This window comes from Streptomyces ardesiacus, from assembly GCF_003112575.1.
In the GTDB taxonomy this organism is placed as follows: Bacteria; Actinomycetota; Actinomycetes; order Streptomycetales; family Streptomycetaceae; genus Streptomyces; species Streptomyces ardesiacus.
On sequence record NZ_BEWC01000001.1, the window covers coordinates 830,570 to 849,970 of the forward strand.

Here is a 19,401-nt window from a genome sequence, read left to right on the forward strand (position 1 = left end):
GCACATCCAGTCGGTGAAGCCGTAGTCGTGGGCGTCCCGCTCCCGCACGACCGCGTTGCGCCGCAGCCGCTGGTCGCCGTCCAGGTGCCACAGCTCGCCCCGGGCGAAGGCCGGTGGAATGCACCGGCGGCAGTGCCCGACGGGACCGCTTCGTACGCGGTGAGCACGGCGTCCCAGCCCGGTCCGGCAGACGCACGGGTGCGCCGCGGCGCGTGGTGAGGGGGCGCGTCCGGCCGGTGAGGCAGGCGGTCAGCCCGGGCAGCGGGCCGGTGACTCCCTGGTCGCGACGCTCGAAGCGGCCGCACGGGCACTGGAGGCGGACCTCGCCGCGGGGCCCGGCCCGGGCCGCCCCGCGCCAGGGCGCCGACCGGGGTTGTCCGGGGCCGCCGCGGGTACCCGTCGGGCCATGAAGTGGCAGCAGGTGCAGGAGGGCCCGTCCGCGGTGTACGTGGTGGTGCTCGACCCCGGCGAGGACGCGGTCGCCGAACTCACCGCCTTCGCCCGCGACCGCTCGCTCGGGGCCTCCCAGGTGAGCGCCGTGGGCGCCTTCTCCGAGGCGGTCGTCGGGTGGTTCGACCGGCAGGCCAAGGACTACCGGCCCCTCCCGGTGGAGGAGCAGTGCGAGGTGCTGTCCCTCATCGGGGACATCGCCGTCGCCGACGACGGACCGGCCCCGCACCTGCACGCCGTACTGGGCCTGTCCGACGGCTCCACCCGCGGCGGCCACCTGCTGTCCGGCCGGGTCTGGCCGACGCTGGAGGTCGTGGTGCGGGACAGCCCGGCCGAACTGGCCAAGACCCACCGTCCCCACCTCGGCCTGGCCCTGATCGACCTGGGCTGAACCGGGCGCCGCGGGGCGGTTTACCGGCCCGGGTGCGGGCTACGCGGCCCGCAGGCCAACCCCGTACCGAGACCCCGGGAGGCGCGTGATGACACGGCGCATCCGAGACGTGATGTCACCGGCGACGGTGGCCGTCGAGCCCATGACGACGGTGGCGCGGGCGGCCCGGCTGATGCGCGAGGAGGACGTCGGCGACGTCCTGGTGACCTACGACTGCGATCTGTTCGGCGTGCTCACCGACCGCGACATCGTGCTGCGCGGCGTCGCCGACGGCCGGGACCCGGAGGCCACGACCGTCGGCGCGGTGTGCACACCCCCGCCGGTGGTCACCCTCGGACCCGACGACACCACCGACCGCGCCGCCGAGCTGATGCGCCGCCACGCCGTGCGCCGGCTCCCGGTCGTCGAGCACGGCGGTGTCCCCGTCGGCGTGGTCACCCTCGGCGACCTCGCCGCCACCGACGACCCGGACTCCGCGCTCGCGGACATCAGCCGGGCCGCACCCGGCCACTGACACCCCCACCGGCGGGGAGGAACGGCATGAGCGAACCGCTCCACGCACACAGCGCGCTGCGACTGAGACTGCTGCTGTCGGCGCTCTTCCTGCCGCTGTTCCTCGCGGGGGCCGCCTACTTCGGCCAGTGGGCCGCCGGCACCGGCCCCGGCGACAGCCCGGGCCGCGGCATGCTCGTGGTCGTCGCCGTGGTCTGCGCGGCGTTCGCCCTCCTCGCCGCGGCGGACCTGCTGGTGGTGGTCCGCCGGCTGCGCGCCGAACGCGGCACCCCCGCACCGCGCTGACCCCCACAGGACCCGAGCGGGGGAGGGAGACGGAGGAAACGCCATGGCCCCCACGGCACGCACCCGGGACGACCGCCGTGCCACCGCCCGCACCGCGCGGCTGCGCAGCCGGATCCCCGAACCCGACGAGGAACCCGACCTGCTCGGCCAGTACCTGGCCCAGATCGGGGCCACACCCCTGCTGACCGCCGAGGAGGAGGTCCGGCTCGCCACCCGCATCGAGGCCGGCGTGCGGGCCGGGGCGGAACTGGAGGCGGCCGGCACCTCCGGGCCCGCCCCCGCGCCCGGACGGCGCCGGGAGCTGGAGGAGACGGTCCACGACGGCCGGGAGGCCAAGGACCACATGGTGCGGGCCAACCTGCGCCTCGTGGTGTCGATGGCCAAGCGCCACGCCCACCGCGGACTGCCCCTCCTCGACGTCATCCAGGAGGGCAACCTCGGACTGATCCGCGCCGTGGAGAAGTTCGACCACACCAAGGGCTTCAAGTTCTCCACGTACGCCACCTGGTGGATCCGGCAGGCCATCGAACGGGGCCTGGCCACCCACGCCCGCACCGTCCGGCTCCCGGTCCACGTCGTCGAGCAGTTGCAGAAGCTCGCCAAGGTCGAACGCAAGCTCCGCGCCGGCCTCGACCGCGAGCCGACCACCGAGGAGGTCGCCGCCGAGAGCGGCATCGACGCGGACCGGGTCGGCCGGCTGCGCCGGGTCGGTCGGGACGCGGTCAGCCTCGACACCCCCGTGGACGAGACCGGCGACACCGTCGTCGGCGACCTCATCCCCGACACCGAGGTGCTGCGGGCCCCCGAGGTCGCCGAGTTCCAGGCGCTCGCGGCCGAACTGCGGGAGGCCGTCGGCACCCTCGCCCCCCGCGAGTCGCTGATCCTCAGCCTGCGCTACGGACTGCACGACGGCCGCCCCCGCACCCTGCAGCAGGTCGCCCGGCACGTGGGCCTCACCCGCGAACGCGTCCGCCAGCTGGAGAAGGCCTCCCTCGCCCACCTGCGCGCCCCCGAGCAGCGCGAACGCCTCCTCGACTGGGCGAGCTGACCGGCCCCGGGGCGTGGGCGGGCCCGGGGGTCAGCCGGTCGGCTCGGTCCGCAACCGGGCCCCCTGGCGCAGCAGTTCGCGCTGGACCAGCCGGTAGGGCAACCCGCGTGGCCCGCGCCCGTGCCGGACGGTCAGCGCCGCGCACACCCCGGCCGCGTGACCGGTCGCCATGGCGATGGGCATCACCCGGTACGACGAGTGCGCCACGTGCGTCCCGGAGATGCAGCGCCCCGCGACCAGCAGGCGCTCGGTGCCCCGGGGCAGCAGGCAGCGCAGCGGGATGTCGTAGAAACTGCCCCGCGGCACCCGCTTGAGGACGGTGCCGGAGCCGCGCGGGTTGTGGATGTCGACCGGATAGGCGCCGTGCGCGATCACGTCCGGGAAGGTGCGCGCGGTCAGGATGTCGTGACCGGTGAGCTGGTAGTCGCCGAGCACCCGCCGGCTCTCCCGCACCCCGACGTGCGTGCCGCTCTGCACCACGTACGACTCCTCGAAGCCGGGCACGCGGGTGCGCAGGAAGCGGTCGATCTCGGCCAGTTGGCGACGGGCCGTGTACTCGGCGCGGGTGAGGTCCCAGACACTGCTGCCGAGGACCCGGGTCACGCGGGTGCTGTTGACGGCGACCTCGTGCGGGTGCGGGGTCGCGAAGAACAGGATGTCCTCGCGCGGCAGCCGCAGTTCGCCGGCCGCCCGGGCCTCCTCGATCAGGTCCCACAGCCCGTGCACGCCCCGCCACTGGTCCGGGTGCTCGCGCGCGTAGGCGGCGAAGTCCGGCCGGGCGAAGTCGGCCACGCGGAACATCAGCGTCATGGGCTGCACCAGCCCGTCCTCGGGCCGCCCGATCTCGTACGGCGCGCCGCAGGCCGTCGCCACGTCGCCGTCGCCCGTGCCGTCCACGACCACCCCGGCGTCGATCACCACCGGTCCCGACTTGGTCTCGAACACCACCCGCCAGCCCGAGCCGTCCTCCAGCGGCAGCGCGCCGGAGGCGAAGGAGTGGAACAGCATCCGCACCCCGGACTCGTCCATCATCTCCAGCAGGGAGAACTTGAACAGCTCCGGGTCGAAGGGGACCGTGTACCCGGTCTTCGGGGAGGGCGGCAGGCAGCCGCCGCGGCCCATGAGCCGGTCGAGCAACTGCCACAGGACGCCCGCGACCACCGGCTCGCCCTCGCCGTGGTCGGTGGGCAGCAGCCGCGAGGTGTCCCCGGCCTCGGTGAACGCGGCCTGCTTGTGCTCGTTGTGGAACGACATCAGCGGCATCACCAGCGCCACGGTGGCGTTGCCGCCGAGGAACCCGTACCGCTCCACCAGTACGGTGTCGGCCCCGGCGTCGGCCGCGCCGACCGCGGCCGCGAACCCGGCGGGGCCGCCGCCCACGACCAGGACGTCGCAGCGGCCGCCGTGCCGCGCGGGCCGGGGCGGCAGCGTGACGGTGCGGGGCTCGGCGGGCTCTTCCAGGATCGGCATCGCTCACCTCCGGTCAGGCGGTCAGGCGGACAGCGGCCGCGGCTCGGCATGGCAGGACCCGCCCCCGGCCGACTCGCTGCCCACGGGCCCCGTCCCGGTGGGCTTGGTGCCTGCGGGTGCCGTCCCGGTCGGCTCGCTGCCGAGGGGGCCTGTCCCGGCCGGCTCGTTGTCCGCCTGTTCCGTCCCGGGCGGCTCGCATGCCATCGGTTCCGTTCCGGGCGGCTCGCATGCCATCGGTTCCGTCCCGGTCGGCCTGCCGTCCCGCGCCCCGTCGGCGGCCGGCTCCTCACCCGGCGGCCCCCCGGCCACCGGCCCGGCATCCGCCGCCGGGGCGCCGTCCGAGCCCTGCGCGGCGCCGATCGCGTCGAGCACGGACCCGCACCGCTCACAGGTCTCCCGGGCCGACGCGGACAGCTCCGCCATCCGCGCCCCGAGGTCGTCCCGGCGCTGCGGATACTCGTCCCAGAGCCGGTCCACCTCCGCCAGCAGCAGCCCGGCCTGCTCCCGCGCCACCCCCACCAGCGCCGGGGCGCCCAGCCGGCGCGCGAAGTCGAAGACCTTGCCGGAGTACGGCAGCGGCAGCACCGGCACACCGGTGAGCGCGGCGAAGATCACGAAGTGCAGCCGCATGCCGACGGCCACGTCGAGGTGGCGCATGAAGCCGAGGACCTGGCCGGGGCTGTAGTCGCCGTGCAGGATGCGGCCCTGGTCCGGGGCGGTCATGTGGGACAGCACGGCGTGCGCGTGCCGCACGTCGTGGCGTTCCATCGGCAGGAACACCACGCGCGCGTCCAGCCGGTGGACCAGGAAGTCCGCCACGTCGGCGAGCAGGGCGTGGTAGTCGCCCTCGTCGAGCTTCTCGGCGGCCCGCCCCGGCTCGCGCACCGACATCCCCACCAGCCGTGTGCCGGACGGGATGCCCTCTTCGCGCATCATCGCCCCGGTGAACGGCTCCGGGGCCAGCAGCAGCGCCGGGTCGGCGGTGACCGTGACCTCGCGCTCCAGGCCGACCTCCTCGAGCACCAGCCGCGACTCCTCGTCCCGCACCACGACGTCGTCCATCTCCGCCAGCACCGTGCGCACCGCGTCCCGGTCCTCGGCGTCCGTGAGCGGCCCGGCGCCGACGGCGTAGGCGAACGTGGGCACGCCCCGGGTCTGCGCGGCGCGCACCAGCCGCAGGTAGCGCCGCGCCTCACCGTCGTAGAGGATCCCGCCGCCGCCCAGCACGAGGAGGTCGAGGCCGGGCAGCACGTCCAGGACGTGGTTGCGGCTGACCCCCTCCCAGGGCACCACCTCGTCGGCGCCGGGGTGGTGCGCGCGGGTGTGCTCCGCGTCGCGGCTCAGGACGACGAGGTGCGCGCCGGGGCGCAGGGCGCGCAGACAGCTCAGGACGCAGGTGAGGATCGCCTCGTCACCGGTGTTGAAGCCGCCGTAGGAGCCGAGCACGCCGATGCGCGGGCCCCGGCGGGCGGGGGACGGATGCGAGGGCGGAAGAGTCATCCGGAACTCCCGTCACGTCGAGGTCGGCCGGCGCGCGCCGGTCCCGGCGCACGGTGTGCCGCGCAGGGTGCCGGGTTGCCTGCCGGGCCTCGCGGAAACACCCTGATCACGAAGGACCGGCCGTGACCGCCGTTCCGCGGGAGGAACACCGGTGAACGTCTCCACCAGCGTCTGGCTGCTGACCGTCGCGGGCCTGTGCGTCCTCGTCGCCGCCGACTTCTTCATCGGCCGCAAGCCGCACGAGGTGTCCCTGCGGGAGGCCGGGATCTGGACGGGCGTGTGGGTGGCGCTGGCCTGTCTGTTCGGGGCGGGGCTGACCGTGTGGGGCGGCGGCGGGCCGGGCGGCGAGTTCTTCGCCGGCTACCTCACCGAGAAGTCGCTCAGCGTCGACAACCTCTTCGTCTTCGTCCTGATCATGGCGAAGTTCGCGGTGCCCCCGCGGTACCAGCAGCGGGTGCTGATGATCGGCGTCCTGGTGGCCCTGGTGCTGCGCGCCGCGTTCATCGCGGCCGGCGCGGCGATCATCTCCGCCTTCTCCTGGGTCTTCTACCTCTTCGGCGCCTTCCTGATCTGGACCGCCTGGAAACTGGTCCAGGACGCCCGCAAGGGCGGGCACGAGCAGGAGGAGTACCAGGAGAACAGGCTGCTGAAGTCGGTCGAGCGCCGCTTCGGCGTCGCCGACCGGTACCACGGCACCCGACTGTGGGTCGAGGAGAACGGCAGGCGGGTCATGACCCCGATGCTGGTCGTGATGCTCGCCATCGGGTTCACCGACATCCTGTTCGCCCTGGACTCCATCCCCGCGATCTACGGGCTGACCCAGGACCCGTACATCGTGTTCACGGCCAACGCCTTCGCCCTGATGGGCCTGCGCCAGCTCTACTTCCTCATCGGCGGTCTGCTGAAGAGGCTCGTCCACCTCTCCTACGGCCTGTCGGTCATCCTCGGCTTCATCGGCGTCAAGCTGCTGCTGCACGCCCTGCACGAGTCCGGGGTGCCCGTGCCCGAGATCGGCATCGCCTTCTCGCTGGGGTTCATCGTGCTGGTCCTCGCGGTCACCACGGCGACGAGCCTGTGGGCCACCGGGCGGCAGGAGCGGGCCTGACGCCCGGTGGCCGAGGGCGCCGGGCCCCGTACGTCAGCAGCCCGCCGGGGTGGGCCTGCCGCGGGAGACCACCCGGGTGCCGTGCCCGTCGACGACGCGGGCCTGGAGGGAACCGCAGGCGCAGCGGGTCCACAGGGTGCCGCCGGCCGCGGTGGAGTGGGCGGACAGCACCTGGAAGGGCTCGGCACCGTCGGGCCACCCGCAGTGCGGGCAGGCGACACCGGTCGAGCTGGGCATGGCGACTCCTCGTGCGTCAGTGGTGCGTCGGAAGGCCGGTGGGGCGTCCGGTCCCACCGTGGCGTCACCGACCAGGGTGCGGCCCCGGATCCGTTCACGTCCAGGTTGACTTTACGGACGCCACCGTGAAGCGTGCGCTTCATGATTGATCTGCGCAGGCTGCACGTGCTGAGGGCCGTCGCCCACTACGGCACCGTCACCGCGGCGGCGCGTGCCCTGCACTTCACCCCCTCGGCCGCCTCGCAGCAGATCCGGCAGCTCGCCCGGGAGCTGGACGTCGTCCTGCTGGAGCCGCAGGGGCGCGGGGTACGGCTCACCCCGGCCGCCGAGAGCCTCCTCCACCACGCGGACGCGATCGAGGCCCGTTGGGACGAGGCCGAACAGGACCTGCGGGCGGGGGAGGGGGCGCCCGCCGGGCCGCTGCGGGTCACCGGTTTCCCCGTGGCCGTCGCCGTCCTGCTGGCCCCGATGGCGGCGCGGCTGAGGCGGCGGCACCCCCGGCTGTCGGTGCGGATCCGGGAGGTCGAGGTGGTGGAGAGCTTCGACCTGCTCTTCGAGGGGGAGAGCGATCTGGCGGTGGTGGAGGCGACGCCGGCCGGCCCGCCGCCGGCGGACGCGCGCTTCGAGCAGCGGCCGCTCCTGGAGGAGCCGTTCGACCTGGTCGTCCCCGCGGACCATCCGCTGGCCGGACGGGACGGGGCGGACCTCGGCGACGTGGCGCACGAGGCGTGGATCGCGCCGTTGCCGCAGAGTCCCTGCCGGACGCACATCATGTCGGCGTGCGGTGCCGCCGGGTTCACCCCCGACGTGGTCCATCACGCGGTGGACTGGAACGTCACCGCCCACCTGGTCGCCCACGGACTCGGCGTCGCCCTGGTGCCCAGGCTCGCCCGGCTGACCCCCGATCTGCCGGTCGTGCGGGTGCCCTGCGCCGGCCGGCCCCACCGCACGTTGCTGACCTGCACGCGCAGCGGCGGCCACCGCCGGGCGGCGGTCGCGGCCGCGCTGGAGGAACTGCGCGTTCTGGCCGCCGAGGCGGTCGCCTGACACACGGCGGGACCGGAGCTCGGCCGAGCTCCGGTCCCGCCGTGTGCGTGTGCGCCGGTCAGGCGGCGAGGGTCTCGTCCGCGTGGCCGTGCAGCCGGGCGACGACCTCGGTGAGCTGCGCGGCGACCTCGGCGTCGTCCGCCGGGTGGGTCTCGGCGAAGCGGGTCACCGAGCCGGGGATGGCCAGCTTGATGTCCTCGATCACCTTGCCGCCGGCGATGCCGACGGCCTTGCGGGCCTCGTCCTGCGCCCACACGCCGCCGTACTGGCCGAAGGCGGTGCCGACCACGGCGACCGGCTTGCCGGTGAAGGCGCCGGCGCCGAACGGGCGGGAGAGCCAGTCGATCGCGTTCTTCAGCACGGCCGGGATGGTGCCGTTGTACTCGGGCGAGAAGAGCAGGAAGGCCTGCGCACCCTGGGCGGCCTCGCGCAGCTTCGCGGCGGCGGCCGGGACGCTGCCCTCGACGTCGATGTCCTCGTTGTAGAAGGGGATCTCGGCGAGCCCTTCGAACAGGTGCACCTCGGCGCCCTCGGGCGCGAACTTGACGGCGGCCTCGGCGAGCTGACGGTTGTGCGAACCGGCGCGAAGGCTGCCGACGAGCGCAAGGATGCGGACTGACATGAGTACTCCCACTGCTGGAACAGATACTGACGGGCGGGCCGAAACACGGCGTTTACGATCCGGACCGGGGTCCGTTTAATTTCTAACATCCCAAACGGACCGCGGTCCAGTTTTCTTCCCGATGCTTTACGCTGGCTTCATGTCCGCCGCCCTGCCGCCCTTCCCCCGACCTCAGGAGAACGCCGGTCCACCCGAGCTGCTGCACCTGGGCATCGGGATCGACGAGGACGAGCCCTGCCTGCGCGCCGACGCCGCGCGCAACCGTGCCCGGCTCCTGGAGGCCGCCGAGCGCCTGGTCGCCGAGCACGGCGCGGGCGCCCTCACGATGGAGGCGGTGGCCACCGCGGCCTGCGTGGGCAAGGGCACGGTCTTCCGCCGTTTCGGCGACCGCACCGGGCTGCTCGCGGCACTCCTCGACCACTCCGAGCGCAAGTTCCAGGCCGCGCTGCTGAGCGGCCCGCCCCCGCTGGGTCCCGGCGCACCCCCCGTCGAGCGGCTGCGGGCCTTCGGCTGCGCGCTGCTGGGCCGCTCCGTCGACAAACTCGACCTGCTCCTGGCCGGTGAGCCCAGCGCCGAGCGGCGTCACACCTTCCCCCCGCGCCGCTTCCTGCACCAGCACGTGGCGCTGCTGCTGCGCGAGGCCGTGCCGGACGGCGACAGCGAGCTGCTTGCGCACACCCTCATGGCCTACCTCGACGCCGCCCTGATCCACCACCTCACCCAGCAGCGGGGACTGCCCGCCGACCGGGTGCGGGCGGGCTGGCTGGACCTGGTCGCACGGGTCACCCGCACCGAACCCCCGGCACCCGGGACCGAGTCCCCGGGCGCGGGACCGGCCGCGGGCTGAACTCGGCCCGCGGTGAACGGCGTTGCCCCGCCCGCCGCCCCGCGTCCGGCTTCTGCCAGGATGCCGTACGTCATGGTGCAGATACCGAATCAGCCCGGCCCCGAGCCCTCCGCACCGCGCTCCGCCCCCACGAGCGCCGATGTGGCCCGCCTGGCCGGCGTCTCGCGCGCGACCGTCTCCTACGTCCTCAACAACGCCGACGCCGTACGGATCAGCGAACCCACCCGCCGCCGCGTCCGCGAGGCCGCCCGTGAACTCGGCTACGTGCCGCACGCCGCGGCCCGCTCCCTGCGCGCCGGCCACAGCCGCATGGTCCTGATGCCCGCGCCGTCCTTCCCCGCAGGCCCGCTCTACAGCCGCTTCCTCAGCGAACTCCAGGGCGCCCTGGGCCGCCTGGACTACACCGTCGTCCAGTACGGCACCGTCGGCGTGCACGGCGAGGAGGCCGCCCGCGCCTGGGCCGAACTGCGCCCGGTCGCCGTCCTCGCACCCGGCTCCGACCTCGGTCCGCGGGGAGTGGAGATCCTCAAACGCTCCGGCGCCCGGGCGGTCCTCACCCTCGGGCCCGAGGCCGTCGACGGGGCACACGCCCTGCTCACCGACCAGGAGGGCGTCGGCCGCAGCGCGGCCCGCCACCTCTACGACCGCGGACGCCGCCGGATCGGCGTCGTCGTGCCCGCGGAACCGGGTCTCGACGTCTTCTCGGCACCGCGCCTCGCGGGCGCCCGCGAGGCGGTGGCCGGCACCGGCGCCACCGTCACCGCACTCCCCCTCGCCCACGACGAACGGGACGCCGCCCGCCTCGCGGCACGCTGGCGCCCCCTCGGACTCGACGCGGTGTTCACCTACAACGACGAGTACGCGATGCTGCTGATGCGGGCCCTCCAGGACGAGGGCCTCGCCGTCCCCGCCGACGCGGCCGTCATCGGCGCCGACGACCTGATGCTCGGCCGACTGCTGCGGCCCCGGCTCAGCACCGTCCACCTGGAACTGCCGGCCGGCCGCGACCTGGCCGCACTCGTCGACCGCGTGGTGCACGATCCCGGAGCCCCGCCCGAGCGCCACAAGGTGCTGGGCGCGACGGTGGTGCACCGGGAGTCGAGCTGACCGGCGGCCGCTGGGCCCGCTACTGGCCGCCCTCGCCGTTCTGCCCGGCCTGGGCCTGCTGCTCGGCGACCGCCTTGCGCACCTCGTCCATGTCCAGCTTCCGGGCCTGGCCGATCACGTCGGTCAGCGCCGCCTCCGGCAGCGCGCCCGGCTGGGCGAACACGGCCACCTGGTCCCGCACGATCATCAGCGTCGGGATGGAACTGATGCCGAAGGCCTGCGCCAGCTCGGGCTGCGCCTCGGTGTCCACCTTGCCGAACACCAGGTCCGGGTTGGCCTCCGCGGCCTTCTCGTACACAGGCGCGAACTGACGGCACGGACCGCACCACGACGCCCAGAAGTCGATCAGCACGAACTCGTTGTCCGTGACCGTCTGGTCGAAGTTCTCCTTGGTGAGTTCCACGGTGCTGGTCATGAGGTATTCCCTCTTCCTGGTTTCGGGGGAGTAGCCGTCGGCACAACACTGCCGACAAGGTGGGTATTCCGCGCACGTACCCATGTGGCCCCGTCGCACACCACCCACCAGACTGACCCCATGACGCAATCGGATTCCCTCACGTACGACGTCGTCGTGATCGGCGCGGGCCCCGTCGGGGAGAACGTCGCCGACCGCACCCGCGCGGCCGGACTGTCCACCGCGATCGTCGAGAGCGAACTGGTCGGCGGCGAGTGCTCCTACTGGGCCTGCATGCCCAGCAAGGCCCTCCTGCGCCCGGTGATCGCCCGCGCGGACGCCCGCCGCCTCCCCGGCCTCGCCCGATCGGTCCAGGAACCGCTCGACGCCGCGTCCGTCCTCTCCCGCCGCGACGAGTTCACCTCGCACTGGAAGGACGACGGCCAGGTCCAGTGGGTCGAGGGCATCGGCGCCGACCTGTACCGCGGACAGGGGCGGCTCGCCGGAGCGCGCACCGTCGAAGTGACCGGCCCCGACGGCACCCGCCGCACCCTGACCGCCCGGCACGCCGTCGCCGTCTGCACCGGCAGCGCCGCCGCCCTGCCCCCGCTGCCCGGACTCGCCGAGGCGCGCCCCTGGACCAGCCGCGAGGCCACCAGCGCCAAGAGCGCGCCGGGCCGCCTCCTCGTCGTCGGCGGCGGAGTCGTCGCCGTCGAGATGGCCACCGCCTGGCAGGCCCTCGGTTCCCGGGTGACGATGCTGGTGCGCGGCGACGGCGGCCTGCTCGCCCGCATGGAGCCCTTCGCCGGGGAACTGGTCGCCGAGGCGCTCACCGAGGCCGGCGTGGACATCCGCACCGGCGTCTCCGTCGAGTCCGTCACCCGCGAGAACGGCACCGTCGTCGCCGTCACCGACGCCGGGGACCGCCTGGAGGCCGACGAGATCCTCTTCGCCACCGGCCGCGAGCCCCGCACCGCCGACATCGGCCTGGAGACCGTGGGACTGGAGCCCGGCTCCTGGCTGGAGGTCGACGACAGCCTCCGCGTGACGGGCCACGACTGGCTCTACGCCGTCGGCGACGTCAACCACCGCGCCCTCCTCACCCACCAGGGCAAGTACCAGGCACGCATCGCGGGCGCCGCCATCGCCGCCCGCGCCTCCGGCGTGCCGATCCTGGAGTCCGACCCATGGGGCGCGCACGCCGCCACGGCCGACCACGACGCCGTGCCCCAGGTGGTGTTCACCGACCCCGAGGCCGCGTCCGTCGGCCCGACCCTGGCCGAGGCGGAACGGGCGGGGCACCGAGTCCGCGCCGTCGACGTCCCCATCGCGGTGGCGGGCTCCAGCCTGTACGGCGACGGCTACAAGGGCCGCGCCCGCATGGTGGTCGACCTGGAGGACGAGATCGTGCGCGGCGTCACCTTCGTCGGCCCCGGCGTCGGCGAGCTGATCCACTCCGCGACCGTCGCCGTCGCCGGCCGCGTCCCGGTCAGCCGCCTGTGGCACGCGGTCCCGTCGTACCCGACGATCAGCGAGGTGTGGCTGAGGCTGCTGGAGGCGTACCGGGACAACTGACGGGGCGCGTCCTCCGCGTGAGCCCGGCACCCGGCGGGACGGCCCGGCTCACGGCAGCTCGAACCCCAGGGCCGACGCCGCCCGCTCCGGCGTCGGCTGGGACCACAGGTCCGCCATCGCCGCGTTCGAGGCCAGTGAACGCACCTCGGCCCTGTCGAGATACAGGGTGCCGTCGAGATGGTCCGTCTCGTGCTGGACGATCCGGGCCGGCCAGCCCGCGACCACCTCGTCCACCGCCCGTCCGCGCTCGTCCAGCCCCCGCAGCCGCACCTCGGCGTGGCGGGTCACCACCGCCTGCCAGCCCGGCACGCTCAGACAACCCTCGAAGAACGCGGCCCGTCCGGCGCCGGCCGGCTCGTACGACGGATTGACCAGCACCCGGAACGGCTGCGGCACCCGCCCCCGCGCCACCCGCACCTCCTCCGGCACCGGCGCCGGATCCTCGATCACCGCGATCCGCAGCCCCACCCCGACCTGCGGCGCCGCCAGGCCCACCCCTGGCGCCGCGTGCATGGTCAGCCGCAGCGCCTCGACGAACCGCGCCAGGAGCGCGGGCGCCAACTGCCCGTCGTACGGCTCGGCCACGCGCCGCAGCACCGGGTCCCCGGCCGCGACGATCGGCAACGGGCCGCCGGCGGCGAGCAGTTCCTCCACCCGTTCGGCAAGCGGCGCACGATCACTCGGAGTTCCCATCGCGCCAGCATGCCACGGACCGGCGGGCCCGCCGCCTCAGTACGCGCGGGCCCGCCGGTCCATGGCCGCAGTCCTACGCCCGTGTCCGCAGTCCTGCGGCCCGAGGGCGCAGTCCTACGGCCCGACGGCGGTCAGAGGTCGGCGAAGTCGCCGGCGAGGGCGGAGGCGATCCGCAACTGGGCGTCCGCCTCCTCCTGCCGCCCCTGCCGTTCGAGGGTGCGGCCCAGCATCAGCCGGGCGTAGTGCTCGACCGGATCGCGCTCGACGACGATCCGCAGCTCGGCCTCCGCCCGCCGCAACTGGGCCGAGTGGTAGTAGGAACGGGCCAGCAGCAGCCGCGGGCCGGTCTGCTCGGGCACCTCGGCGACCAGCCCGTCCAGGACGCGCGCCGCGGCGGCGTAGTCCTTGGCGTCGAAGAACAGCCGTGCGCGCTCCCAGCGCTCCGCCGGCGTTCCGTGGTCGTAGTACGTCGTGTCCACCAGAGACCTCCTTCGGTCCACTGCAACCACACCGTACGGTTGAACATTCCACTACTGATGCCTGCCGTCGCCCGCCACGGTGACGCCACCCTGACCGCCCTGCGCGGCGGGCCCGCCGGGGGCTACGTTGGGCGCCATGAGCAACCTTGACCGGGATGCGGTTCCCAGCCTGTGCGGCGGCCGAGGCTTCGTGGTGACGGAGCCCGTGCGCGAACTCCTCAGCCCCCGCAACGTCAAGCTCGGTGAGTCCACCGAGGTCCGCCGCCTGCTGCCCAACCTGGGCCGGCGCATGGTGGGAGCCTGGTGCTTCGTCGACCACTACGGCCCCGACGACATCGCCGACGAACCCGGCATGCAGGTGCCGCCGCACCCGCACATGGGCCTGCAGACCGTGAGCTGGCTGCACGAGGGCGAGGTCCTGCACCGCGACTCCACCGGCAGCCTGCAGACCATCCGCCCGCGTCAGCTCGGCCTGATGACCTCCGGCCGGGCGATCAGCCACTCGGAGGAGAGCCCGCGCGAACACGCCCGCCTCCTGCACGGCGCCCAGCTCTGGGTGGCCCTCCCGGACGCCCACCGCCACACCGACCCGCGCTTCGAGTTCCACGCCGAACTGCCCCGGGTCACCGCCCCGGGCCTGACGGCCACCGTCCTCCTGGGCACCCTCGACACGGCCACCTCACCGGGCACGACGTACACCCCTCTGGTCGGCGCCGATCTGACCCTGGCCGCCGGCACGGACGTACGCCTGCCCCTGGAACGGGACTTCGAGTACGCCGTCCTGGCCATGAGCGGCGAGGCCCACGTCGACGGCATCCCCCTGGTGCCGGGCTCGATGCTCTACCTCGGCTGCGGCCGCGACGAACTGCCCCTGCGGGCCGACTCGGACGCGGGCCTGATGCTCCTGGGCGGCGAGCCGTTCGAGGAGGAGCTGATCATGTTCTGGAACTGGATCGGACGGTCGCAGGAGGAGATCGAACAGGCGCGCCGGGACTGGATGGAAGGGACACGTTTCGGGGAGGTCAAGGGGTACGACGGGGCTCCGCTGCCCGCGCCGGAGCTGCCGCCGGTGCCGTTGAAACCGCGGGGAAGGAGGCGCTGACCTGCGGGAATGCCTGAAGCCGCGCGGTTGGCGAGCGGGAGACGGTCGGGCTCTGTTTCCCTCTCTGGATCGCTGGAGGGCGTGCGGCAATGCGGGTGCCGGGAGTGGTTTTCGGGTGGCGAACGATTCCACGGTGTGGCTGTCTGCGGGCGGCTTCGGCAGGACGTTTGCTGACCTGATGCTGACTTTGGGACTGGGTACGGTCTCGCCTGGGCCGAGGTGCGAGGCCTTCTCCGTGTGACTTGCAGTAGCCGCGGAGGCGGGCGCCGGTCAGTTCCAGACGGGTTTCTCGCGGTTCTCCGGCTCGTCGGTCAGGAACCCGTCGAGGATGCGTGCGATCTGGACCGCTCTGCTCGTGCAGAACTCCTGTCGGCCCGTCTCGTCCGCCGGGATCTCGGACTCCCTGTACGACACCGTGATGAAGAGGTTGTCCTGCCGGAAGTGAACGGAGGTCCCGTCCTTCTTGCCGGACTTGTCGCTCGACTCGTCCTGCACGGACTGAAGCGCCTCTTCGGCCGGCAGGTCGGACTCCGGCACCTTGCTGGTGTTGATGGTGCGGTCGAAGGGGTTGGGGCCCGGCGTGAACGACGCCATCTCCTTGTGCGCGTCCGCTTCGCTGTCGAGGAGCCGTGCCTCGATGGTCAGTTTGAAGGGGAAGTTGCCGTTCGCCTTCCATCCGCAGTTCGCGTTCTTGCTGTCGTTGTCGGTCTGGGGAAGCTCCCAGCCCGCCAATTGGCTGAAGCCGCGGAGCTCGTTGCGGTCCAGGTAGCCGCACACGTCTGGCATCCGCCGGAACTGGGCCGTCGCCGTCGGGCTTGGGCTCATGGCCGATCCGGTGCCGTCGGTGCCGTCGGCGCGGTCGTCGCGGTGCGCGGATGTGACGTAGTAGGTCACGGCGGCCGCCACGAGGAGGACCGCCGAGAGGGCCGTCAGGGACGCGACGCCTCTGCGGCCGCGCCAAGGCCGGTCAGGCACCGCGGCTTTGAGCGGCTCGGCGTCCTCCTTGTCGTCTCCGCCGCTGGAAAGGGCGCGCGTAGGCGTGGCCGGCGGGAGCGGCGCGGTCTGGTCGGTGTCCGCGCGCAGCCGGGCGAGGCGCTCGCCCACCGTCGCCGCCGTGCGGGGACGGTCGTCCGGATCGCGCTGGAGGAGGTCCGTCAGCAACCGGGCCAGCGACGCCGGGACGTCGGCCCGCAGCGCGGTCACCGGCCGGGGCTCTTCGTCGAGTTTGCGGCGGACCACCGCCAGCGGGGAGCCGTCGCCGAACGGCGGCTCCCCGGTGAGCAGGGCGAACAGGACGCTGCCGAGGGCGTAGAGATCGGAACGTTCGTCACCGCGCTGGTCCAGGAACTGCTCCGGCGCCCCGTATTGGGCGGTGCCTACCGGCGAGAGCACGCTGGTCGGCGCGACCGTGAACGTGTGGGCGTGGGTGAAGCCTGCGATACCGAAGTCCACTACCTTGATGGAGCCGCCGGCGGTGAGCATGACATTGGACGGCTTGATGTCGTAGTGCACGACGTTGACGGCGTGCGCGGCCACGAGGGCGGCGCAGATCTCCTCGGCGATCGCCAGGGCGCGCGCGAGGGGCAGAGGGCCCTGCCGGTGCAGATGCTCGGCGAGGCTGGTGCCTTCGATGTGCTCCATGACCAGGAAGTGCACGTCCTCATGGACCCCGCTGTCGTGGAGGGCCACGACGTTCGGGTGGTTGATCTGGGCCGCGGCAACGGCCTCGCGTGCAAAGCGCCGGACCAGCTCGCGCGATGCGAGGTCGTCGTGACGCAGGAGCTTGACGGCGACACCGCGGTGCAGGCGCCGGTCACGTGCGGCCCACACCTCGCCCATGCCGCCCCGGCCGAGCAGCCGCGTCAGTTCGTACCTGTCCGCGATGAGAGCGCCCCGCTCCACCCCTCCACCTCCCGAGATCGGTACCGGCACCAGCATGACGGATCACGCCCGGATGGGGTCTGTACGGCGAGCAGTTCACTGCACGGGCCCCTTACTGAGTTTGGCACTTCAGGGTGACAATGGTGGGCACAGGGAGACGCCGCCGGCGCGGCGTTCAATCCCCTCTGCCCGGTCGAGGTGTGCCTTGCGATGGTTACTGGACCATCCTGGGCGCGTGCGGTGTGCGGCCTCACTGCCGCCGAGCTGATCACTCCCTGCGAGTGCGTGGCAGGACGCATGTAGACCACCACGTCAGGTTTGACACCTGGTCTTCAGACAGCGGCACTTACACCCGCGGGGTTCGGGTGAGCAGCCGATCGATCTCAGCGAGCACGCGGTCCACATGCGGACGCACCTGCGCCTGCAATGCATTACTCCATCTCTCCTCGGAGTAGGGGCAGTTGAGATAGAGCTGCCTGGCGTGCTCGAGGGCGGGGCGGTGCTCGGGCGGGAGTTGAGCGAGGGCCCAGTCGGCGGCGGTGTCTTTCGACTTGATCTCGCCCGTGGCGAGTGTGGTCCAGATGCGGGCGAAGGTCAGCAGGACATTGCGGGTGTCGCTGTCCAGGTCGTCGAGCAGGCCGGGGATACCCGCCACGCTCGCCCGGACCAGGTCGGTCTGCGGGACTGGGTCGAGGATCTGCGCCGGGCGCGGGCCGGTGAGGGGGTGGTCGCCGATCAGCGCCATAGTGATCAGCAGGGCCAGATCGGGCATCGGCTCCGGCGGGGGGATCTCCCCGGCCTCGTACTCGGGACGCAGCCACTCGCCGTAGAGGAAGTCGCCGGTCGGTGGGTACCGCCACGGCCGGATCTCGGATTGGACGACCACGGTGAGCTCGACCGGGCGGACCTTGTTTCCGGAGCCTGAGATCTGGAGCAGCCCCCTGAGGAGTGTCCGTCGATCCTGCTCGTTCATTCGCCGCCGGGAGACGACCAGCACGTCCACGTCGCTGGCCGGCCTAAGCCCGCCGAGCACGGAGGAGCCGTGGAGGTAGATGCCGATGACATCGTGGCCGAGCACACCGTCGACCAGCCTCACGATCTCCTGAACCTGGTTCACTGCATCAGCATCTCCTGTCATCCGGCGGACTGCACAGCATTATGCGACTCTGGCTGGTCAGGGGCTTGTAGGGATGTCGAGGGCCAGGCCGGTGCCCGCTATGGGGCCGTTGTACTTGTCGCTGCTCCCGGAGATGCGAACTACCGCGGCTACTGCCTCGAGCAGGTCGCCGACGCCTACGACGTCGTGTTGCTCACCGGCACCGAACCCTCGTGGGAGAAGCCGCACATCACCGAATCACGCCGTCGTGGACCTGAGCGATCCTGCCGCCCTGCTGGCAGCGGACCGGGCCCTGGCCGGACGCCACGACCTCGCCGGTGCCATGACCTGGGACGAGTGGAGCGTGGTCCCGACCGCCCGCCTCGCCCGCCAGCTCGGCTTGCCCACCACCGCACCCGAAGTGATGCAGGGGTGCCGCAACAAGGCCACCGCTCGCTCGCTGTTCGCCCGCCACGGCGTGCCCTCGGCCGCATCGGTGAACGTGCGTACCCACCAGGAGGCCGAAGCCGGCGCCGACCGGATCGGCTACCCCGTGGTACTGAAGCCTGCCTCACACGCGGGTGCCATCGGCGTGCTCCGCGTCGACGACCGCGCCCAGCTCACGGCCGCGCCGTTCCCTCTGCGGGTGGCGCGGCTTCTCACCACAGCAGCGCGACCCTGTCGGCCAGGGACTCGGCCTGGGCTCGGCCGGCTTGTGCTGCGGCCTTGCGGCGCTGGGGATCGTAGGGGTTGGGGCCGATGGCTTCGACGCTCTGTTCGTCCGGCGCGACGAGACATACCTCGGCCTGCTTGGCCAAGGCTTCGGCATCCGCGGCAGCACCGGGAATCTGTCCGTAGCCGTCCGGCATCGGCGCCAAGATGACGATCTTGTCGTGGCCGGCGGCCAGGCGTGCGTTAGTGGTGGAGACCATACCGCCGTCCACCCAGGCACGGCCCAAGAAGTGTTCGAGAGGCCAGACGCCGGGGACCGCACCGCTGGCGGAGACAGCGTCGGTCAGCGAGACGCCCGCGTGTTCGTCGAACAGATGCAGCTCGCCGGTGTCGGCGTCGATCGCGGTGACCTTCAAGCTGGCGGGCCAGTTGGTGGTGACCAGACGTGAGGTGACGACTTGCCGTCTGGTGGCTGAGGACACGGGCTCGGGGTTCGCCTTGGAGATGCGTCCCATCGCCGCGCCGACCTTGCGCGGGTCGTCGCCGCCCTCGGCGAGGGCCGCCCACCAGGCGGCCATCGTGGCCTCTGACGCCTTGACGTCCACCTCGTTCTCGTCCGGGACCAGCTGGGAGGCGAAGAGGCGCTCCAGGTCGTAGCCGCTGGCGATGGCGGTTCCAACGAACGAACCCGCCGAGGTTCCGATCACCGAGGCGGCTCTGCTCCAGTCGATGCCCCGGGAGCTGAGTCCTGCAAGGACGCCGACTTCCCAGGCGATGCCTGTCACACCTCCCCCGCCGAGTACGAGAGCTCGCGAAAGGGACTGGGTGGGATGTGCCATGGGATGGCTCCTCGCTTGATCGAGCTACTCAGAACCCATCCATGATCC

General features: G+C 72.9%; 20 protein-coding genes and 1 pseudogene. 11 read left to right on the forward strand and 10 right to left on the reverse strand.

The genetic code is table 11. The features are described from left to right. Nucleotides 1–406: 406 nt before the first annotated feature. From Sdi02f_RS03370 to Sdi02f_RS03385, 4 genes are all read left to right on the forward strand, one after another. Entirely contained in the window at nt 407–841 is a 435-nt protein-coding gene (locus Sdi02f_RS03370) for a PPC domain-containing DNA-binding protein (RefSeq protein WP_167458109.1), read from the forward strand. Between the two features lie 88 nt (nt 842–929). Then, nucleotides 930–1,355 carry a CBS domain-containing protein gene (locus Sdi02f_RS03375; RefSeq protein WP_031085955.1) on the forward strand — a complete coding sequence of 142 codons (426 nt, stop codon included), beginning with the start codon at nt 930–932 and terminating at the stop codon, nt 1,353–1,355. Between the two features lie 26 nt (nt 1,356–1,381). Beyond that, the gene (locus Sdi02f_RS03380) at nt 1,382–1,639 is read left to right on the forward strand and encodes a hypothetical protein (RefSeq protein ID WP_030399446.1); all 258 of its coding nucleotides are present in this window, start codon (nt 1,382–1,384) and stop codon (nt 1,637–1,639) included. A 43-nt stretch (nt 1,640–1,682) separates the two neighbouring features. Further along, nucleotides 1,683–2,687, forward strand: a complete 1,005-nt coding sequence (locus Sdi02f_RS03385; RefSeq protein ID WP_030399447.1) for a sigma-70 family RNA polymerase sigma factor — start codon at nt 1,683–1,685, stop codon at nt 2,685–2,687. A 30-nt stretch (nt 2,688–2,717) separates the two neighbouring features. Here Sdi02f_RS03385 and Sdi02f_RS03390 read toward each other — a convergent pair whose 3' ends face one another. Continuing rightward, complete coding sequence (locus tag Sdi02f_RS03390) at nt 2,718–4,157, reverse strand: FAD-dependent oxidoreductase (protein WP_031085951.1); 1,440 nt, start codon at nt 4,155–4,157, stop codon at nt 2,718–2,720. A gap of 21 nt (nt 4,158–4,178) precedes the next feature. Then, entirely contained in the window at nt 4,179–5,657 is a 1,479-nt protein-coding gene (locus Sdi02f_RS03395) for a polysaccharide pyruvyl transferase family protein (RefSeq protein WP_382213508.1), read from the reverse strand. 151 nt (nt 5,658–5,808) lie between these two features. Between Sdi02f_RS03395 and Sdi02f_RS03400 the strand changes: the two genes are divergently transcribed. Next, the gene (locus tag Sdi02f_RS03400; RefSeq protein ID WP_108932658.1) at nt 5,809–6,762 is read left to right on the forward strand and encodes a TerC family protein; all 954 of its coding nucleotides are present in this window, start codon (nt 5,809–5,811) and stop codon (nt 6,760–6,762) included. A gap of 33 nt (nt 6,763–6,795) precedes the next feature. Here the strand turns inward: Sdi02f_RS03400 and Sdi02f_RS03405 are convergent, their stop codons facing one another. Then, nucleotides 6,796–6,999, reverse strand: coding sequence for a hypothetical protein (locus Sdi02f_RS03405; RefSeq protein WP_030399451.1), 204 nt, complete (start codon nt 6,997–6,999; stop codon nt 6,796–6,798). Nucleotides 7,000–7,140: 141 nt separating this feature from the next. Here Sdi02f_RS03405 and Sdi02f_RS03410 point away from each other — a divergent pair, with 141 nt between their 5' ends. Next, nucleotides 7,141–8,046, forward strand: a complete 906-nt coding sequence (locus tag Sdi02f_RS03410) for a LysR family transcriptional regulator (RefSeq protein ID WP_108932917.1) — start codon at nt 7,141–7,143, stop codon at nt 8,044–8,046. A 58-nt stretch (nt 8,047–8,104) separates the two neighbouring features. Here the strand turns inward: Sdi02f_RS03410 and Sdi02f_RS03415 are convergent, their stop codons facing one another. Further along, nucleotides 8,105–8,668, reverse strand: coding sequence for an NAD(P)H-dependent oxidoreductase (locus tag Sdi02f_RS03415; RefSeq protein WP_030399453.1), 564 nt, complete (start codon nt 8,666–8,668; stop codon nt 8,105–8,107). A 139-nt stretch (nt 8,669–8,807) separates the two neighbouring features. Here Sdi02f_RS03415 and Sdi02f_RS03420 point away from each other — a divergent pair, with 139 nt between their 5' ends. Together Sdi02f_RS03420 and Sdi02f_RS03425 are read left to right on the forward strand one after the other, a co-directional pair. Then, entirely contained in the window at nt 8,808–9,515 is a 708-nt protein-coding gene (locus Sdi02f_RS03420) for a TetR/AcrR family transcriptional regulator (RefSeq protein WP_108932918.1), read from the forward strand. A 72-nt stretch (nt 9,516–9,587) separates the two neighbouring features. Then, entirely contained in the window at nt 9,588–10,622 is a 1,035-nt protein-coding gene (locus Sdi02f_RS03425; protein ID WP_078869227.1) for a LacI family DNA-binding transcriptional regulator, read from the forward strand. Nucleotides 10,623–10,641: 19 nt separating this feature from the next. On the opposite strand, the gene trxA is transcribed toward Sdi02f_RS03425, so the two are convergent. Next, the gene (trxA, locus tag Sdi02f_RS03430; protein ID WP_030399456.1) at nt 10,642–11,037 is read right to left on the reverse strand and encodes a thioredoxin; all 396 of its coding nucleotides are present in this window, start codon (nt 11,035–11,037) and stop codon (nt 10,642–10,644) included. 120 nt (nt 11,038–11,157) lie between these two features. Between trxA and Sdi02f_RS03435 the strand changes: the two genes are divergently transcribed. Continuing rightward, nucleotides 11,158–12,591 carry a dihydrolipoyl dehydrogenase family protein gene (locus Sdi02f_RS03435; RefSeq protein ID WP_031085944.1) on the forward strand — a complete coding sequence of 478 codons (1,434 nt, stop codon included), beginning with the start codon at nt 11,158–11,160 and terminating at the stop codon, nt 12,589–12,591. A gap of 48 nt (nt 12,592–12,639) precedes the next feature. On the opposite strand, the gene Sdi02f_RS03440 is transcribed toward Sdi02f_RS03435, so the two are convergent. Further along, nucleotides 12,640–13,284: a peptide deformylase gene (locus Sdi02f_RS03440; RefSeq protein WP_053638717.1), complete on the reverse strand. Its 645-nt coding sequence runs from the start codon at nt 13,282–13,284 to the stop codon at nt 12,640–12,642. A gap of 131 nt (nt 13,285–13,415) precedes the next feature. After that, nucleotides 13,416–13,763 carry a tetratricopeptide repeat protein gene (locus Sdi02f_RS03445; protein WP_030399459.1) on the reverse strand — a complete coding sequence of 116 codons (348 nt, stop codon included), beginning with the start codon at nt 13,761–13,763 and terminating at the stop codon, nt 13,416–13,418. 136 nt (nt 13,764–13,899) lie between these two features. Between Sdi02f_RS03445 and Sdi02f_RS03450 the strand changes: the two genes are divergently transcribed. Then, nucleotides 13,900–14,865: a pirin family protein gene (locus Sdi02f_RS03450; RefSeq protein WP_108932659.1), complete on the forward strand. Its 966-nt coding sequence runs from the start codon at nt 13,900–13,902 to the stop codon at nt 14,863–14,865. A gap of 270 nt (nt 14,866–15,135) precedes the next feature. Here the strand turns inward: Sdi02f_RS03450 and Sdi02f_RS03455 are convergent, their stop codons facing one another. Together Sdi02f_RS03455 and Sdi02f_RS03460 are read right to left on the reverse strand one after the other, a co-directional pair. Further along, nucleotides 15,136–16,767: a serine/threonine-protein kinase gene (locus tag Sdi02f_RS03455; protein WP_159107628.1), complete on the reverse strand. Its 1,632-nt coding sequence runs from the start codon at nt 16,765–16,767 to the stop codon at nt 15,136–15,138. A gap of 325 nt (nt 16,768–17,092) precedes the next feature. After that, nucleotides 17,093–17,863: an aminoglycoside adenylyltransferase family protein gene (locus tag Sdi02f_RS03460; RefSeq protein WP_174843299.1), complete on the reverse strand. Its 771-nt coding sequence runs from the start codon at nt 17,861–17,863 to the stop codon at nt 17,093–17,095. Between the two features lie 133 nt (nt 17,864–17,996). On the opposite strand from Sdi02f_RS03460, the gene Sdi02f_RS36945 reads away from it, so the two are divergent. Continuing rightward, nucleotides 17,997–18,725 carry an ATP-grasp domain-containing protein gene (locus Sdi02f_RS36945; protein WP_438363738.1) on the forward strand — a complete coding sequence of 243 codons (729 nt, stop codon included), beginning with the start codon at nt 17,997–17,999 and terminating at the stop codon, nt 18,723–18,725. A 31-nt stretch (nt 18,726–18,756) separates the two neighbouring features. Here Sdi02f_RS36945 and Sdi02f_RS03470 read toward each other — a convergent pair. Next, nucleotides 18,757–19,353, reverse strand: a pseudogene (locus Sdi02f_RS03470) (patatin-like phospholipase family protein); the annotation flags it as partial. Between the last annotated feature and the right edge of the window lie 48 nt (nt 19,354–19,401).

What these genes read in the sequence shown, in the direction of transcription:
- Sdi02f_RS03440 (WP_053638717.1), bottom strand. Translation starts at nt 13,284, where the DNA reads ATGGGAACTCCGAGTGATCGTGCGCCGCTTGCCGAACGGGTGGAGGAA.
- Sdi02f_RS03385 (WP_030399447.1), top strand. Translation starts at nt 1,683, where the DNA reads ATGGCCCCCACGGCACGCACCCGGGACGACCGCCGTGCCACCGCCCGC.
- Sdi02f_RS03370 (WP_167458109.1), top strand. Translation starts at nt 407, where the DNA reads ATGAAGTGGCAGCAGGTGCAGGAGGGCCCGTCCGCGGTGTACGTGGTG.
- Sdi02f_RS03405 (WP_030399451.1), bottom strand. Translation starts at nt 6,999, where the DNA reads ATGCCCAGCTCGACCGGTGTCGCCTGCCCGCACTGCGGGTGGCCCGAC.
- Sdi02f_RS03390 (WP_031085951.1), bottom strand. Translation starts at nt 4,157, where the DNA reads ATGCCGATCCTGGAAGAGCCCGCCGAGCCCCGCACCGTCACGCTGCCG.
- Sdi02f_RS03450 (WP_108932659.1), top strand. Translation starts at nt 13,900, where the DNA reads ATGAGCAACCTTGACCGGGATGCGGTTCCCAGCCTGTGCGGCGGCCGA.
- Sdi02f_RS03395 (WP_382213508.1), bottom strand. Translation starts at nt 5,657, where the DNA reads ATGACTCTTCCGCCCTCGCATCCGTCCCCCGCCCGCCGGGGCCCGCGC.
- Sdi02f_RS03425 (WP_078869227.1), top strand. Translation starts at nt 9,588, where the DNA reads ATGGTGCAGATACCGAATCAGCCCGGCCCCGAGCCCTCCGCACCGCGC.
- trxA (WP_030399456.1), bottom strand. Translation starts at nt 11,037, where the DNA reads ATGACCAGCACCGTGGAACTCACCAAGGAGAACTTCGACCAGACGGTC.
- Sdi02f_RS03435 (WP_031085944.1), top strand. Translation starts at nt 11,158, where the DNA reads ATGACGCAATCGGATTCCCTCACGTACGACGTCGTCGTGATCGGCGCG.
- Sdi02f_RS03420 (WP_108932918.1), top strand. Translation starts at nt 8,808, where the DNA reads ATGTCCGCCGCCCTGCCGCCCTTCCCCCGACCTCAGGAGAACGCCGGT.
- Sdi02f_RS03415 (WP_030399453.1), bottom strand. Translation starts at nt 8,668, where the DNA reads ATGTCAGTCCGCATCCTTGCGCTCGTCGGCAGCCTTCGCGCCGGTTCG.
- Sdi02f_RS03380 (WP_030399446.1), top strand. Translation starts at nt 1,382, where the DNA reads ATGAGCGAACCGCTCCACGCACACAGCGCGCTGCGACTGAGACTGCTG.
- Sdi02f_RS36945 (WP_438363738.1), top strand. Translation starts at nt 17,997, where the DNA reads ATGCGAACTACCGCGGCTACTGCCTCGAGCAGGTCGCCGACGCCTACG.
- Sdi02f_RS03410 (WP_108932917.1), top strand. Translation starts at nt 7,141, where the DNA reads ATGATTGATCTGCGCAGGCTGCACGTGCTGAGGGCCGTCGCCCACTAC.
- Sdi02f_RS03375 (WP_031085955.1), top strand. Translation starts at nt 930, where the DNA reads ATGACACGGCGCATCCGAGACGTGATGTCACCGGCGACGGTGGCCGTC.